General features: G+C 64.2%; 13 protein-coding genes. 1 reads left to right on the top strand and 12 read right to left on the bottom strand.

All coding sequences use genetic code 11. The features are described 5' to 3' along the window. Positions 1–8 precede the first annotated feature (8 nt). The 3 genes from B0G57_RS14215 to B0G57_RS14205 all read right to left on the bottom strand — a co-directional run bounded on the left by B0G57_RS14215 (position 9) and on the right by B0G57_RS14205 (position 5,263). The gene (locus B0G57_RS14215) at positions 9–2,306 is read right to left on the bottom strand and encodes a cellulose biosynthesis cyclic di-GMP-binding regulatory protein BcsB (protein WP_146013365.1); all 2,298 of its coding nucleotides are present in this window, start codon (positions 2,304–2,306) and stop codon (positions 9–11) included. A 62-nt stretch (positions 2,307–2,368) separates the two neighbouring features. Then, complete coding sequence (gene wecB, locus B0G57_RS14210) at positions 2,369–3,589, bottom strand: non-hydrolyzing UDP-N-acetylglucosamine 2-epimerase (protein WP_020566579.1); 1,221 nt, start codon at positions 3,587–3,589, stop codon at positions 2,369–2,371. Between the two features lie 501 nt (positions 3,590–4,090). Beyond that, a complete protein-coding gene (locus B0G57_RS14205) occupies positions 4,091–5,263 on the bottom strand; it encodes a GNAT family N-acetyltransferase (RefSeq protein WP_102607154.1) in 1,173 nt (390 codons plus the stop codon). Between the two features lie 120 nt (positions 5,264–5,383). Here B0G57_RS14205 and B0G57_RS14200 point away from each other — a divergent pair, with 120 nt between their 5' ends. Further along, on the top strand, positions 5,384–6,409 hold the full coding sequence (locus B0G57_RS14200; RefSeq protein WP_018444043.1) for a GNAT family N-acetyltransferase: 1,026 nt from the start codon (positions 5,384–5,386) through the stop codon (positions 6,407–6,409). Positions 6,410–6,443: 34 nt separating this feature from the next. On the opposite strand, the gene B0G57_RS14195 is transcribed toward B0G57_RS14200, so the two are convergent. From B0G57_RS14195 to B0G57_RS14155, 9 genes are all read right to left on the bottom strand, one after another. After that, complete coding sequence (locus tag B0G57_RS14195) at positions 6,444–7,637, bottom strand: glycosyltransferase family 4 protein (RefSeq protein WP_018444042.1); 1,194 nt, start codon at positions 7,635–7,637, stop codon at positions 6,444–6,446. A gap of 208 nt (positions 7,638–7,845) precedes the next feature. Then, positions 7,846–8,640 carry a glucose 1-dehydrogenase gene (locus tag B0G57_RS14190; RefSeq protein WP_018444041.1) on the bottom strand — a complete coding sequence of 265 codons (795 nt, stop codon included), beginning with the start codon at positions 8,638–8,640 and terminating at the stop codon, positions 7,846–7,848. A gap of 30 nt (positions 8,641–8,670) precedes the next feature. Next, complete coding sequence (locus B0G57_RS14185) at positions 8,671–10,140, bottom strand: FGGY family carbohydrate kinase (protein ID WP_020566578.1); 1,470 nt, start codon at positions 10,138–10,140, stop codon at positions 8,671–8,673. 87 nt (positions 10,141–10,227) lie between these two features. After that, on the bottom strand, positions 10,228–11,763 hold the full coding sequence (locus B0G57_RS14180) for a sugar ABC transporter ATP-binding protein (RefSeq protein WP_018444039.1): 1,536 nt from the start codon (positions 11,761–11,763) through the stop codon (positions 10,228–10,230). An 86-nt stretch (positions 11,764–11,849) separates the two neighbouring features. Continuing rightward, positions 11,850–12,791 (bottom strand): sugar ABC transporter substrate-binding protein, encoded by a 942-nt coding sequence (locus B0G57_RS14175; protein ID WP_018444038.1) that lies wholly within the window; start codon positions 12,789–12,791, stop codon positions 11,850–11,852. 117 nt (positions 12,792–12,908) lie between these two features. Continuing rightward, the gene (locus B0G57_RS14170) at positions 12,909–13,940 is read right to left on the bottom strand and encodes an ABC transporter permease (RefSeq protein ID WP_102607147.1); all 1,032 of its coding nucleotides are present in this window, start codon (positions 13,938–13,940) and stop codon (positions 12,909–12,911) included. A 71-nt stretch (positions 13,941–14,011) separates the two neighbouring features. Then, the gene (locus B0G57_RS14165; RefSeq protein ID WP_020566577.1) at positions 14,012–14,809 is read right to left on the bottom strand and encodes a GolD/DthD family dehydrogenase; all 798 of its coding nucleotides are present in this window, start codon (positions 14,807–14,809) and stop codon (positions 14,012–14,014) included. A 44-nt stretch (positions 14,810–14,853) separates the two neighbouring features. Further along, entirely contained in the window at positions 14,854–15,834 is a 981-nt protein-coding gene (locus B0G57_RS14160; RefSeq protein ID WP_018444035.1) for a transketolase family protein, read from the bottom strand. Continuing rightward, the gene (locus B0G57_RS14155; protein WP_018444034.1) at positions 15,827–16,666 is read right to left on the bottom strand and encodes a transketolase; all 840 of its coding nucleotides are present in this window, start codon (positions 16,664–16,666) and stop codon (positions 15,827–15,829) included. Before B0G57_RS14155 ends, B0G57_RS14160 begins: the two co-directional genes overlap by 8 nt. Between the last annotated feature and the right edge of the window lie 153 nt (positions 16,667–16,819).

Raw genomic sequence — 16,819 nt, 5'->3', positions numbered from 1 at the left:
GTCCAAGCTCACTCGCCAGCCCGGTTGCGCTCCTTGCTCCGGCGCACGAACGAAGCCAGCAGGAGCAATACGGCGAAGGCGGCTACGATCGCGGCCGGCACGACCCACATGAGCCACTGCTGCGTCCACGGGGTCGCGGCGCTGCCTTCGGGCAGTGAGCCCGCGTGCACGGTATCGAGCTGCCGCAGCACGCCGCTGCTGTCGATCACCGCGACGTCGCCTCGCGCAAGCTGAAACGATGTCGGCAGGATCGGTGCGTGCGTGCCGACGCTGCGATACACCACGCCCGCCGTGCCGCCCGCATGCTCCACATCGAGAACGCCGATGCCCGTCAGCTTCGCGACACCGCCGACATCGTAGAGCGGCGCCTCGTCGGGACCCAGAATCGAGAGCCCATCGTTGGCGACGCGTACGTGCGATTTGGCGCCGGCAAGCGGCACGTCGATCGCGAAGAAGGGTCCGGCCGGCGTCGCATCCTGTCCGTCGGGCGTCACGGTTAGCACGGCACGCTGCGGGGCAACACCGACCGCGTCCGCGAGGCGCGCGACGCGCCGCAGTGTCGCGGGCGCGTCGGCCAGATACGACGCGGGGATCATGAGGTTGGCGCTCTGCGCGAAGCGCGCCACCATGCCGGTGAAACTGTCGTCGCCGTCGCCGCGCGCGAGCGTCAGATGGCTGCTCGGCAGCACGGCGACCGGGTACCCGAGCCGGGTCGTGCAGCCGCCGTCGGGCGGACGCTTGAACGTCACGCGCAGCACGTTGCGCGCGGCCAGCGCGTAGGGCGGAATGGCGGCTACGACGCGTTGCGTGCGGCCATTCGCGTCGAGCAGCTTCGCGCCGATCAGCACGTCGTTGAAGTAGATCGAAGCGACCGGCCGGTTGCCGGAGCTGTTCGGCGCGGCGGCCAGATCGAGCACGACGTCCTTGGGCAGACGTCCGGCGCTCGCAACGGCGCCCGTGTCGAAGGCCGCGCTCCACGACGCCTCGCCTCTAACGTCGACCGAACGCGGCTCGCCGCCCAGCGCCGCGAGCGCGACGACGTCGGCCTTGCCGTTCGCGCCGCTCTCGATGTCGTGCACGACGAGCTGGTCCGATACATCGACGGGACGCCATGCTTGCGCGAGCACGTCGATCGCCTTGCTGTCGCTTACGACGATCGCCGCCTGCCCGCCGAGATGCACGAGCCGGGTTTCCCCCGCCGCCAGCGGCGTCGCAAGCGGCGCCAGCGCACGCTTGCGCCAAGCGTCGAGCGCGTCGGCATCTTCACGAGAGACGCTTTGGGCCTGCGCTTGCAATGCGTCGAGCGATGCGTTGAGCGCCGCGCGCAGCGCATCGTCGGCGACTATCACGTTGGCGGACCATACGCGCTCGGGCGCGAGTGCGACCAACGCGCCAATTTCCGCATCGCTTGCGAGCCGGTGGTTTCCGCCTGCCGCGAGCGCGGCGAAAGCGGGCAATACGCGCAGCGCGGCAGGCACGTTGAGCGTGCCGAGGTCGATTGTGTCGCCTACTTTCGGCCAGGCATGGATCGAGACTTCGCGTCCGTCGCGCTGCATCAGTGCGGCGGCGCGCCAGGCGGCATCGTAGCTCGGCGCATCAACGTGCTGCGCCGCGATGACGATCGACGGCGTTTGCGGCAACGCCGTCAACGCCGTGCGGAGGTCTTTCACGTCGTTCGCGTCGTAGCGATACGTGAGGCGCGTGGTCGGCGCGACGCGCAGCACATTGCCGATCGCGGTCTGGTCCGCGCACACCGCGTTATCGATCACCGACGACCACGTGAACGCGACGCGGACAAATCCGCTCGCACGCGGATCGCCGCTCACGCCGAGCGCGGCGGCCGCGTCGCCGCTCGGCTGCGTGAAGCCGCGTGCCAATACCGGCGAGCCATCGAGCGAGACCAGCATCGTCGTCCGACCGCCGTCGGCGCGCAGATAGTCGGCATCGACGTGCAATTCAGCGCCGTCGAGCGGCACGCCGGCGGGGACCGGCAAATAGTATTCGCGGATCGATTGCGGCGCGTCGAGCAGGACCGTGTCGCGCACGCCAAGGCGGCTCAACACGACGGTGCGCGCGGTCACGCTGTTGCCCGGGTTGGCGAGCGCCTGTGCGAAGTCTCCCACGCGCGCGGGCGCCTCGACGGCGGAGGCCGCCGCGGGTGCGGCCGGTTGCGCCGACGCGCCGCTGCCCACAGCCGCGAGCGAGCAGCCTAGCAGCCACGAAGCGGCGACCGTCAGGCGACGAATAACCGGGTTAGGCCGTATACCTGGCGCACGATCGGCGCACGATGCGAGAGCTGGATTCACGTTGGTCTGATGTCGAAAAGGGCAACGGGACCGGGCGCGCATGGGTGCGCGCGACGGCGTGTTCAGGGCAATTCGGCGCCGGCGTGCGCGTCGAGCTCGCGGCGCGCGGATTGTGCGCACGCGGCGGCGGCTACTACTGGCATGGCGTCGCTCCCGAACTCGTCATAGGGTCGGCCGGCCAGCACGGCCGCGATCCGTTCGGATGCCCGGCCATCGCCATACGGATTGCGCGGCAAAGCGGCGCGCGAATCGCCAAGCTGTTCGACGCAGGCCAGCACCGCGTCATGGATGCCACGGCGACTGGTGCCGACGAGACGCACCGTGCCGGCCTCCACCGCCTCCGGGCGCTCGGTCACGTCGCGCATCACGAGCACCGGCTTGCCGAGAGCCGGCGCCTCCTCCTGCACACCGCCCGAGTCGGTCAGGATGATGGCTGCGCGCTGCATGAGCCTGACGAAGCCGAGATAATCGAGCGGTTCGATGAGGTGGACGTTGGGCACGCCGCCGAGTGTCTCCTGCACCGGACCGCGCACATTCGGATTGAGGTGGACGGGGTAGACGATCTGTACGCGCCCGGTACGGGCGAGGTCGTTAAGCGCTTCGCAGATGCGGGCAAAGCCGTCGCCGAAGCTCTCCCGGCGGTGCCCCGTGACCAACAGCAAAGGCAAGGTATCGTCGAGCGTCGGCAATTCGGCATCGAGTCGGCCGCGCAGCGCCGCATCGCCGTCTATGCGGGCCGCGGTCGCCAGCAGCGCGTCGATCACCGTGTTTCCCGTCACGATGATCTTGCCTTGCAGCCGCTCGGCCGCGAGGTTCGCCTTCGAGCGTGCAGTCGGTGCAAACATCAGGTCGCTCATGACGTCTACGACGCGGCGATTCATTTCCTCGGGCCAGGGCTGCCGCATATTGCCCGTGCGCAACCCGGCTTCGACATGTCCGATCGCAATGCCGCGATGAAAAGCCGCGATCGCCGCGGCAGCGGCTGTCGTCGTGTCGCCGTGGACGAGCACACGATCGGGCTGTTCGGTGATGAGGACTTCGTCGAGGGCGGCAACGAGGCGGGCAGTCAGGCCGTTGAGCGTCTGGTCGACTTTCATCAGCGCGAGGTCGTAGCTCGGCACGAGACCGAACAGGTCGAGCACCTGACTGAGCATCGAGCCGTGTTGCCCCGTCACGCAGACGATCGATTCGATCTCCGTTTCCAGTTCGAGCTGCATGACGAGCGGAGCCATTTTGATGGCTTCCGGGCGTGTACCAAATATCGACAATATTCGCGCGGCCATAGTCTTGGATTTGTTAACGTTTCGTTAACGCTTTTTCGCCCCCAAGGCAAAGCCCCGCAGAAACGATAAAACGCTTTGACGCTAGACGAATGCCCGATGCGGACAGCCTCGACAGATGCCTCGACGTTCGATGCCGCTGGAAATGGTCTCCTGAAGGCGCGCCAGCTTTGGCAGCGCTTCCCCGAGCGGACCGCATTATAAACAGATCGGTCCACGAAATAGTCAAATTTTGTCAATTTGACCTTAAAAAAAATGGAGCTCAATTCGTTAATCGTTTGCGCCTTCAATTCGCAAACGTTTGCGTTATTTGCCGCGTTCGTGCGCCAATTTTTACCAGCGGAAAACCAACACCCCGCCTGTCCGCGCACCAGTCGCCGGTAGTCGCCGCCGACGCTGTGCGCGTATGGGAAGTCCGCGTATGCGGCCGATCGCTAGCAACGCGTACCCGTCGCAAGCGAATTCAACCAGCTTGCCGCCAGCATTGGCAACGGCCGAATTCGCTCAGGCCGCCCGCTCGCCAAGCAGCTTTCTCTTGACACGGCCGAGCAGAACGAGGAGCTGCGAAAGCTCGATAAGACGCCCGCGCGGCTGAATGACGGCAACCCTCGTTTCGTGCCAGGTCCGGCAATTTGCCCAGCTTTCTTTGTAAGTGGCGTAAAGCGGTCGAAAGTCGAAATTTCGATGCGTAGAATGCGCCCATTTGACGAGGAATTCCGCAAGCAGGGCGCCGACCGAGCAGGCGGCGAACCTCTCGTCATAAGTCGTGACGAGTCCCTCGACGGTCCGCGTTCCGACGAGATTGATCGACGCCGCAACGGGTACGCCATCCACGCGCACATAGGAGACGATCGGCGTTGTCCGCAGGTCCGTTCGCCGTGCGAGTGCGACAAAGAAATCCCTCAGGCCATCGTCACGCAGATAGGGGACGTAGGCGCCGTGCGTGCGGGCCCACCGTCGCTTGTTTTCGAGGAGCCACCTCAGCACGAACGCGGCGTCGCTGACGGTTCGGCACCATCCGAACTCCGCACGACCTTGCGCATCGAGCCGCTTGTGCCTGTACCGCAGCGTGCTGCGAAGCGACTTGGATCGAGTCGAGACGTAATCGTCCCAACGCGGGAAGTCGCGCAACGACGCAGTGAATCCAGGCAGTCCCCGCCACCGCTCAGGCAGCAGCGAGCGCACCCACGATTGCGGCAAACCCTGATCGAGCGCGCGCTGCAGCGGGCTTCCGTTTCGGACGAGCGCGACTTCGAGCACATCGGCATCCACTTGCCGTACCGCGGCGACCGCCGCTGCATAGACCGCGGCATTCGCGCGCGCATCGACGAGCGGCCCACCGTATTCGTCACCGGTTCCACACGTGAGCCCTTTTGCCATGCGCACCAAGCCCTTCGTGACGATTGCGAGAGGCCATAAGGCGACTAAAGCCGAGCCGCTGAACACCATCGCCACGCTGACCGATCCGCCTTTCGTCAATACGCGCTGAGCCGCGAGCTCGCAGTAGTCGAACGTCATATGCCCGGGGCAGTCCGGGACATTGGCGGCAAGCGCCTCCCACGAATCACGTAATGCGGCGAACTCCTCCCTCGAATGAACCTTGCGCACTTCGCGCCTAAGCGCAGCCCCGGCAGCCGCGCGGACCGGATACGGCAATGTTGCAACCCTGGCCAGCATGTCGTCCCACCCTCATCAACGCCATACCCACAGCAAGCATGTAGCTTGCCCGGTTGGCGCACTCGGCAAGCATGGTATGGCTCTTGCATCGCGAGGAAAAGCAGTGGGGAGGAGACCCAAGTGACGTTCACCTATGATGGAAGCGCGCTGCGACTTCGCGGGGTTCCCGACATAGCGTCTGCTATCGCGGGCGGTTCCCCTCCGCTCGACGCTTCGTCGGCCCTGTCGATTTTCCATGAGCCGTGGTGGCTCGATATCGCGACCGACGGACAGTGGAAATCGGCGCGCGTCGTCCACGGCAATCAAGTGCTGGGCGAATTGCCTTATCACGTCACGCGCAAGGGCATATGGCGCGTCTGCGGCCTGCCGCCCCTCACGCGAACGTTAGGCCCGGCAATCCTGCCAATGGGGCTCGATGCCGCTCACGAACTGCGCTACCGCTTGCAGGTGACGTCGCGGCTCATCGAGCAACTGCCCAGCGTGGAGAGTTTTTCGCAGTTGTTCGACTATCACGTGAAGGATGCACTGGCATTCGCGCTGCACGGTTTTACCGTATCCGCACGCTACACGTTGCAGATCTCACCGCTTTGCAGGGCGAGCGAGGTATGGACGCGCATGGATTCCAAAACGCGCAACGCGATCCGCAGCGCGCGCAAGGCGCTCGAGGTCGTGCCCATCGACGATACGAGCGAATTTCTGCGATTTTACGAATCGAACCTCGCCTCGCGATCGCGGCGGAACGCCTACGGCAGCGCGATCATGGGCGCGCTCGTCAACGCGTTCGTCGAGCGCCGCGCCGGATGCCTGCTCGGCGCGTACGAGCACGCGCGGCTCGTCGGTGCAATCGGCCTCGTTTGGGACAGGCACACGATGTACTACCTGATTTCGACGCGGACTCCGGGCGCCCATAGCGGAACGATCAGCCTGCTGCTCTGGACGGCGGTTCAGGAAGCGATCCGTCGTGAGCTGACTTTCGACTTCGACGGTTTCGGCAACGCATCCACCTTCCATTTTCTCAACGGCTTCGGTGCGGCGCTCAAGCAACGGCTCCGCGTCGAACGAATGAGCACCGCATACGCCGTCGTTCGCACGCTCAAGCGCGGTGTCATGACGAAGACCAATCAAACTTTCGCGCCGAACCTTTGAGATTGCCCAGGGAAGGCCGTGCGAGCCGCGGGCACTAGCTTTCGACGGCGGCCGCGCGAGGACGGACGGTCGCCCCCGTCAGTTGCTCGGCCAGTTCGATGACATTCTTCGCAAAGAGGGCGGGCGTCCAGCGGCGCACCGACGCCTGAGCCGCCTGGGCCAAGCGCGTGCGCAGCTGAGCGTTCGTCGCGAGCCACACCATCCTTTCGCTTAGCGCACCGGTATCGCCAGGCTCGACGACGAAGCCGTTCACGCCATCCACGACGAGCTCGTCGGCCACGCCGCAGGTTCGCGTCACGATAGCGGGTTTGCCGGCCGCGAAGGCCTCGCTGATGCACAGACCCCACTGATCGAATGCGCTGGCGAGCACGATGAATTCCGCCAGCGCATAGAGGCCGGGCATATCCGCGTTCGTGACAGAATCGATAATCGTGATCCGATCCTTCATCCCGCGTCGATCGATGTGCTCGCGAATGGCATGCTCGTCTGGACCCTGTCCGACGAGCACGAGCGACAGCCCCGACTTGTGCACGCACGACTGACAGTAGGCGTCGATGAGCAAATGGAGGTTCTTGCGTTGTACAAAGCGGCTGACGCAAACGATGTAGCGCGCGGGAAGCGCGAACTTCTCGCGTATCTCCGGTTCGCTCGTCAGTGCGGCGCGGGCCGCCTGCGCGAAGTACTCGACGTCGATGACATCGAATCCGATTCGGGATCGTGTCATGGGGATGCCGAGCGATTGCGCGTAGCGGCGATGCTTTTCGCCGGCAACCAACGCGGCGTCGAACTTCGACACCAGCGAGCGCTTCAGGCGTTCCTTGATGGCGAACCGCCGGCCGTCATCGGCCTTCGAGTCCGACATATAGATCAAAGAGAACCGCTTGCGGATGAGCTTCAACGCCAACAACAGCAGCGAATAGCTGGTGTTGTAGCCGAGCGTCACGATGACATCCGGCGCGCACCGCCGCAGCGCAGCAAGCAATCTCGCACTCACGAGCGGCCAGCGCCCGTCGTCATCGCCGGCATCTTCGATCAAGGTGAGGACATTCGACGGTGCGCTATCGAAGAAGGCGGCGCGCCGATCCTGCGGAAAGCGATAGACACTCGAGCGGCCGAACACCTCGACGAGCGACAACTCATGGCCGCGAGCGGACGCGAGCTCGGCCAGTGCTTCGTAGCGAGGCACGTGATAGTCGCTCAGATTGCCGATGACAAATAGGAGTCGCATCGGTGCGCGAGAAGTCGGACTTGGGTGCTTGCCGGCGCGTCGACGACCTGACGCTTCGACGTAATGCGCGGCGAGGGAGCGATCAGCGACCGCCACCCTCCTGGCGCAAAATGCCAGCCTCACCACTGCAGAGCAAACATCCTGCCCGGTGCGAAGCGCCCGCTCAACCACGCTGCCCGCGCTGCGCTGATTCGCTTACGACATGCGCTTACGACATAAACATACCCCCGTCGACATTGACCGTCTGCCCTGTGATGTACGAAGCATCGTCCGACGCGAGAAACGCCACGAGTCCCGCGACGTCGGCGCCGGTGCCGGCTCTTTTCATCGGAATGCCCTCGATCCATTCCGCCATCAGTTCGCCCGGCTGGTAGTCGCCGAGCAGTTTGCCCCACGCTTCGTCGTTGTACGACCACATGTCCGTCGTGATGATGCCCGGGCAAAACGCGTTGACGGTGATGCCGGCCGGCGCGAGCTCCTTGGCAAGGCTTTGCGTGATTCCAACGACACCGAACTTGCTGGCCGCATAGTGCGGCGTGTAGACGAATCCCTGCCGCGCCTGCCCCGATGCCGTGTTGATGAGCCGTCCTTGTTTGCCCGCGGCCAGCATGCGCGTTGCCGCTTCCTGGCAGCATAGGAAGACGCCTTTGGTGTTGACGGCGAGCACTTTGTCCCACTCCGCTTCCGTCAGATCCTGCAGCTTCGCGATCGTGATGACACCGGCGTTCTGGACCGATATATCGACTTCCCCGAGCTTCGACGTCACTTCGTCATAGAGGGCTTTTACCTGTGTTTTGTCGGTCACGTCCGTCTCGACGCCGATCGCATCGAAACCCGCCTCACGCAGCAGCACCGCCGCGTCGAGCACGGTCTTTTCATTCGCGCAGACGCATACCTTTGCGCCTTCCCGGGCAAAGCGTTCCGCAATGCCGAGACCGATGCCGCGACTTCCGCCCGTGACGACCACCACCTTTCCCTCGAAACGCTTCAATTCAATGCCCATGCTCGTTCTATCCTCTCGTAGTCTCATCGTTCATAAACGCCCGATCCAAGTCAGCCACTGCGCGTGATTGCGCGCCGCCTGCGCGCGGCCGCTTCCTGGCTCGACACGGCGCATCACTTTGCGCATGGCGCGGTTGGCGCCCGGCTCGTCGATCAAGCCGAGCTGGCACAACCCAAGGGCCGCGGCGCCCGCCGCCGATACTTCGGTCAACTCGAGCGTGCTGACGGGGCGATCGAGGGTATCGGCCAGGTACTGCAGCAAAAACGGCCGCTGCACGAGCCCGCCATCGAGCACGAGTTCTTGCAACGTCAGTTGCGCCGCGCGCTCCATGACCGTGATCACGTCCTTGATCTGATAGACGATCGATTCGTACGCGGCTCGCGCAACGTGTTGCCATGAAGTCGAGAAATCGAGCCCCACGATTTGCGCCCCGCCCGGATACTTCCAGTGCGGGCAGCCGATGCCGGAAAACGCCGGAATCAGATAGACGCCGCCATTGTCGAATTCGCAAAATGCCTGTTCGGCCGCCGCGAAATCGTCGAAAAGGCCCAGCTTTTCCTTCAACCACGCGGGCGTCGATCCGGCGCTGATGACGATCCCTTCGAGTGCATAATCGACGCGGCTGCCAGTCGCAAAGCAAAGCGTCGAGACGAGCCCGTCGACAGGCGCTCGAGGGCGCGCCCCGACGTTCATCATGACGGACGACCCGGTGCCCATCGTCGCCTTCGCGAGTCCTGGCGAGAGACAGCCTTCGCCCACCGCGGCGGCATGCGAATCGCCGATCATCGCGACCACGGGAACGGCCCTCGGCAATACGCCCTCGAGATCCGTCGAGCCGAAGTCGGCAGCGGACGGCCGGAGTTCCGGCAGCCTCAGCGCGGACAGACCGAATTCGGCGATGAGCTCGCGGTCCCAATCCAGCGTTCGCAGGTTGAAGAGCATCGTGCGCGACGCGTTCGTGTAATCGGTCAGATAGGAAGCGCCGCGCGTCATTTTGTAGAGCAGCCAACTATCGACGGTTCCGAAGCGCGCCTGCCCCGAATCGATCGAATGGCGCGCACGCGCGTCGTTAGCATGCAGCCAGATGAGCTTCGAGGCCGAGAAGTAGGGGTCGATCAGGAGCCCGGTGCGATCCGCGATTCCAGCAGCCATGCCGTCGCCGCGCAGTTGCTCGCAGATGCCGAGCGAGCGCTGGCACTGCCACGATACGGCCGGCGCGAGTGGCTCACCCGACGCACCCCACAGCACAGCCGTCTCACGCTGGTTCGAAATCGCCACGCCGGCGATTTGCGACGGGTCTCCCTCGAAATTCGCAAGGCACTGTGCTGCCGCGCTGAGCACGGAAAGGTAGAGCTCGCTTGGATCCTGTTCGACGAAACCGGCCTGCGGATGAACCGTGCGAACGGCCGTGAATCCCCTCGCGCGGACGTTGCCCTGCGCATCGAACACCAGTGCCTTAGTGCCGCTCGTACCCTGATCGATTGCCAGCACGTATCGCATATTGAGGAAGTCCGTAGAGTGGAGATCGTGAGCCAGCCAACGCTTGGCGCTGATCGAATCGGCGCCGTCAGATTCATGTCGCCCGTTTCAGGCCGTCGCAAGCTCCATCACGCGCACGTCGCTGGCCTCAGAGCGCGGGAGCACTCCCGTGCAGTTGCCGCGCGCGAGAACCATGACGCGGTGAGACAAGCCGAGCACTTCGTCGAGATCCGAACTGACGACGACAACGGCGACGCCGCTCGCGGCCAGCTTTGCGATCACTTCATAGATCGCGGCACGCGCTCCGACATCGATGCCGCGCGTCGGCTCGTCGAGTATGACGACCTTCGGTTCGCGCGCCAGCCATTTCGCCAGCACGACCTTTTGCTGATTGCCGCCCGAGAGATTGCCCGCGCGCTGTTGGGGCCGCCCCTTCACGCCGAGACGCGCGATCAGCCTATTGGCGAATTCGCGTACCTCGCGCGGCTGCATCCAGCCGTGCGCGCCCAATCGATCGAGGCTGCCGTAGGCCAGATTGTCTTCGATCGAATGGTCGAGCACGACACCCTGCGCCTTCCGGTCTTCCGGTACGAGCACCACGCCTGCGCGGATCGCGTGCGCCGGGCTCTTCAGGTCGAGCGGCTTGCCATCCACTGTCACGCTGCCGCTCGACACGGGATCCGCGCCCGCGATCGCTCTCACCAGCTCGGTACGGCCAGCGCCGACGATGCCGGCGATGCCGAACACCTCGCCCGCGCGCACCGAGAACGAGATGTCGCGAAACGCGCCTTGCGCCGAACAAAGGGAGCGAGCCTCGAGCATCGCCCGTTCGCGCGGCTCCGCGAAGCGCGGAAAAATGCGCTCGACGTTGCGCCCAACCATCTGCTCGATCAACGTCTTGAGCGGGACGCTTCCGTTCTCGTGCGTCGCGATCATCTGGCCATCGCGCAAGACGACGATGCGGTCGGCGATCCGCGCAATTTCCTCGAGACGATGGCTGATATAGATGAACGATACGCCCTGCGCGCGCAATTTCGCGATCTGCTCGAAGAGACGGTCCGTCTCGGCACCGCCGAGCGCGGCTGTCGGTTCGTCGAGAATCAGCAATCGCGCATCGAGCGTGAGCGCCTTGGCAATTTCCACCTGCTGCTGCGCTGCCACTCTCAACGTCCGCACGAGCCGGCTCGTCGGCACGTCGAGGCCCAGGCGGAGCAGTTGTTCTTGCGCGCGGCGCGCCATTTCGGCGCGGTCGATCTTGCCGTGCTTCATCGGCAGGCGACCGACAAAGACGTTCTCCGCGATCGAAAGATCGGGCAGCAGACGCGTTTCCTGGTGGATGAGCCCGATGCCGCTTGCCAATGCATCGCGAGGCGACTGCGGCGCGTATGCCTTCCCGCCCCAGAACATACGTCCGCCCGGATCAGGCTGCAGCGCACCCGCGATGATGGACGAAAGCGTCGATTTGCCTGCGCCGTTCTCCCCGAGCAAGGCGACGACGGTGCCTGGGCGCACATCGAGATCGACGCCGCCGAGCACGACGTTGCGATTGAACGTCTTACCGATGCCGCGCACGATCAGGCCGTCATGCGCGGGCCCTTCCGCTTCGTTGCCGATGGCTCCGGCTGTCGGCTCGCTCGAGGTCATGTCTGGCTCCGTGTCGGCGGGACGGACTCGGCGCGCTGGCCGGTTGTCGTCCCGTGTCTCGTTCGTCCGCGCGCTTCGTTTTCGATTCAGGGGTGCTGAGCAATGAACGGCGCGACGTTCGCTTTTGTCGTCAGCGTGGCAGGCAGCAGTTGCTGCGCCGGCACAGGCTTCTTCGCGATGAGGGCGAGCGCCGAGTCGACGGCCATGCGTCCCATCCGTTGCGTCTGCTGCGTCATCGTCACGTCGATCACGCCATCGCGCACCGCCTTCAAACCGGCCACGTCTCCGTCGAAGCCCGCGATCAGCACTTTATGACCGACGTTCGAGACCTTGACGGCTTGCGCGGCGCCGAGCGCCATGGCGTCGGCATGGCCGAAGATCACGTCGATATCGGGAGTCCGCTGCAGCATGTCCTGCGCGACCGCGAAGCCCTTGTCCTGGGCCCAGTCGGCGGGTTGACGCGTCACGACCTTGGCGCCGGGATCCGTGGAGACCGCCTTAGTGAAGCCCTTTTCACGCGCGAGCTCAGGCGTCGTGCCGAGTTGTCCCTGCAACTCCGCGATGTTCGCATGGCCCTTCGTCTGCTTGATGATCCATTCGCCGAGCGCTTGTGCCGCGGCTTCGCTGTCCGTGGCAATGAAGGTATCGCCCGGCGCATCGGGCGGATTGCGGTCCACCGCGATCACCGGAATGCCGGCCGCCTTCGCCGCACGTACGGGCACGCCCGCGGCAGTCGCCCCAGCGGGAATGTAGATGAGCGCATCGATCTTGCGTGTCAACAGATCCTGGATCTGATTGACCTGGGTCGCCGCATCGCCCTTGGCATCGACCGTGATCACATTGACGCCCTTTTGCTTTCCGTACGATTCGACCGACTGCTTGATCTGATTGAAGAAATCGGCCTGCAGGTTGGCGACGGCAAGACCGACCGTAACCGTGCCGGCGGCGGAAGCATTCGGCGCGGCGAACGCGAACCCGAGTGAAGCTGCGATGGCGAGCAGCGAGGAACAGGCAAAACGTCGATTCATGAATGTCTCCTGGTTATAGTGCCTATAGTGTCGAGCCGCGTGGAATTCATACTCGTGCGCGTTGCGGCAACGGCGCGTGGTGGGGTTCGGTGCGCTTCGTGATCGGTTGCTCGTGCATCAAGACGCGTTGCGGCGACGCAGCGTATCGGCGCCGACGGCCAGCACGATCACCATGCCGATCACGATCTGCTGAACGAACGGCGAGACGCCGATGAGATTGAGTCCATTGCGCAAGACGCCGATCGTCAGCACGCCGACGGCCGTGCCGACGACCGTGCCCGTGCCGCCGGCGAGGCTCGCTCCGCCAATGACCACGGCGGCGATCGTATCGAGCTCGTAGCCGGTTCCCGCGCTCGGCTGCGACGAATCGAGGCGGCTCGCGAGCACGACCGCCGCAAGTCCGGCGAGCGCACCGCAAAGCGTATAGACCGCGAGCGTCGTTGCACGCACCTTGATACCGGCAAGGCGCGCCACTTCGGCGCTGCCGCCGATAGCATAGAGGCTGCGTCCCGCGGCGCGGTATTTCAGGATCACGAAGCCGAGGATCATGAGCGCGACGAAGAGCCCGACCGTCGCCGACAGAAAGCCGAAATGCCGCACGATTGAGAGCGCGGTGAACCAGTCCGGATAGCCGACGATCTGCTCGCCGTTCGTGATGAGATTCGCGAGTCCTCGCGCGACCGACATCATGGCGAGCGTCGCGATGAACGCCGGCAACCGCAAGACGATGATGAGAAGCCCCGACGCGAGTCCGCATAGCGCGGCCACGGCAATGCTCGCGGGAATCGCGACGGCGAACGGCAAACCGGCGTTGTTGGAGAGCCAGCCCATCACCATCATGCCGAGCGCGAGCACCGAGCCGACCGACAGGTCGATACCGCCGATGATGATGACCGCTGTCATGCCGAGCGCCATGATGCCGAGCACCGTGATCTGATCGAGCACGTTCAGCAAATTGCGCAGCGACAGAAACGACGGCGTCATCAGAGAAATCGCCAAGCAAAGCAGGACGAGACTGATCAACGGCCCCTGCTCGAGCAGCACGCTGAGCCATGCGCGGCGCGCGAAGCTCGCCGCCGCGGCGGTGGCGTCGGAACGTGCCGATTGCCCGTTCGGCAATTCAACGCTGTTTTCAATGGACTTGCTCACGAATCGCCTCCTCGTCTTCCGTATTGCGCATGCCGGACTCTCGCATGCCCGGTGGGGAACGACGCTCTGCCTCAGCAGATCGTGTATCCCCCGTCGATCATCAGATCCGCGCCCGTGATCATGTCGGCGCCATTCGATGCGAGAAACAGGATGGCCGCGGCGATCTCGTCCGTATACGCAAAGCGTCCCGCCGGAATCAGATCTTTCATGCGCTCGCCCTTCTCCCCTTCCCAGGCGGCCGCGCCCATGGGCGTCAGGACGACGGTCGGCGAAACGGTGTTGACGGTAATGCCTCGGCGGCTCCATTCCTTGGCCAGCACTTTCGTCATGCCGATCAAGCCGGCCTTCGCCGATGTGTAGGCGCAATGCTGATCGATCGCAACCGTCGCAGCCTGCGATGCGATGTTGATGATCTTTGCGCGGTGGCCGCGCGCGAAGACATGCCGCGCGAAGTGCTTGGAGCAAAAGAACGGACCCGTCAGATTGACGTCGATCTGCCTGCGCCATTCTTCGATCGTGATGTCCTCGGCCGGCGTCAGCGTGATCGTGCCGGCGGCGTTGACGAGCAGATGCAGGTCGCCGAAGTGCGCGGCTGCCGCGTCGATCGCCGCGGCGACGTCGGCCTCGTTGCCGACGTCGCACGGAAAGGCTGCCGCATGCGCAGGACCGAGCGTCTCGATCGCATCGGCCACCCTGCCTTCCTCGAAGCGGGGATAAAGAATGGCGATGCGCGCACCTTTGCCGATCAACGCCTCGTTCGTCGCCATCGCGATGCCGCCGAGACCGCCGGTGATGACGACCGTCTTGCCGTCGAGCCGAAAATCGAAATCGACGCCGTGGCGTAACGTCATGTCGTACTGGGTTGCCATATTTCGTCTCCAGAATCTTGTGTGGGTATCGGTCCTGCGCCTGTCTATGCCGTCGCGATCGGCATGCCGATCATTTCGGCCACCGCGCGCTCGATACCTTGCGCATCGATGCCATAGTGGCGGCGAATGCCGGCACGCGTGCCGTAGTGCGCAAATTCGCCTTCGGTCACGCCGAGCATTCGCAGAGGCCGCGCAATGCCGCGCTTGGCCAGCTGCACGGCGATCAGTGCGCCGATGCCGCCATGCAGCGAGTGCTCCTCGACCGTCACGATGTCGTCGTGCTCGCCCAGGATGTCGGTCAGCAGATTCGTGTCGAGCGGCCGGATCGATGAGAGGTTCACGAGCGTCGGCGCGATTCCTCTGGCGTCGAGCGCTTCGCAGGCGGCAAACGCCTCACCGACGACGGATCCCAGCGCGACGATGGCCACTCGCCGGCCGCCAGACTCTTCGCTCGCGCGCCCTCGCAGCAGCACGTCGGGCTTGCCAGCTTCGAAAACATGGTCGACCTCGTGCAAGATCGGAAACTTCGCGTTGTCGAGCCGGATGTAGACCGGGCCATCGACGCTCGCGGCATAGCGCACCATCTGCGCAGCCTCGAGCGCGTCGCACGGCGCGAAGATCTGGACATTGCCGAGGCCGCTCATGATCGAGACGTCGTCGATCGCATGGTGCGTCGACGCGAGCGGCCCATACGCGACCCCTGCGTTCAAGCCCAGCATTTTGACGTTGGTCCGGCTGTAGCAGACATCGTTCTTGACCTGCTCGTTCGCACGTGCGACGAGAAACGGAGCCGCATTCGCCGTGAAGACCACATGCCCTCCGAGTGCAAGGCCGGCGGCCATGCCGACCATATTCTGCTCGGCGATGCCGACGTTGATGACACGGTCTTCATAGCGTTGCTGGAACGAGGCGATCTTCGAGGTCGAGGTCGAATCGCTGACCATGACGATCAGATCGGTCCCGCCGTCGGCGAGCTCAGTGAGCGCACCGACGACGCCGTCGCGCAAGTCTGCCGGTTCATGCATGATCGAGTTCCTTCAACGCGAGCGCGAGCTCGTCTTCATTCGGGTACTTGTGGTGCCACGCCGCAACGTTCTCCATGAACGAGACGCCGCGCCCCTTGATGGTCTGCGCGATTACCGCCTTCGGCTTTCCGTTTTGGAAATCGAAGCTTTCCATGAGTTTCGCCAATCCAAGCGGATCGTTGCCGTCGGTCTCGTGAACCTCCATGCCGAAAGCCGCGAATTTTTCGTGGAGCGGCTCGATGTCCATGATGTTCTTTGTCGCATCGGCCAACTGAAGGTGGTTGCGGTCGACGATCACGACGAGGTTATCGAGCCCGAAATGGCTCGCCGCCATCGCGGCTTCCCAATTCGAGCCCTCTTCCAGCTCGCCGTCGCCCGTCAGCACGAACACGCGGCCGGCTTCGCCTTGTGGCGTCCGGCGGCGTTTCGCGAGCGCAAGTCCAGCCGCGATCGACATGCCGTGGCCAAGCGCGCCGGTATTCACCGTCACGTACTCGGGAAGCTTTTCGCGGACTGGATGCCCCGGCAGGCGCGAATGGTCGCGCAGGTAGCCGGAGAGCTCTTCGTCCCGCAGCCAGCCGAGTTCGGCGAAGCAGCAGTAGAGGCCGCCCACGCCATGCCCTTTGCTCAACACGAACTGGTCGTGCCATACGAGAGGACTCGCGCGGTAACGCATCACACGGAAATAGAGCGCAACGAGAATGTCGACCTCCGACATGTCGCCGCCCGTGTGACCGCTCTTTGCCGTCGCGTTCATGACGCAGATGCGCTTGCGGATCGCGCGGGCGCGCGCCTTGAGGTCAGGCTCGGCGAGGAGGAACGGGTTTTCCATCTACTTTCTCTTAGTTTCTCTTGAGTTGCTTTTAGTTTCTTCCGCGAGCGAACGGAAGTCAACGACTTCTCGCCGTTTTTTGGCCAGGGAATACCCCTAGGCACGGAAGAAAGCGATCCAACTGCCGTCACGCGCGACAACAACCAACGGCTA

Source organism: Trinickia symbiotica, assembly GCF_002934455.1.
GTDB classification, from domain to species: Bacteria; Pseudomonadota; Gammaproteobacteria; order Burkholderiales; family Burkholderiaceae; genus Trinickia; species Trinickia symbiotica.
Note: the sequence above shows the minus strand (reverse complement) of the source record. Positions and strands in the feature narration are given on the sequence as shown.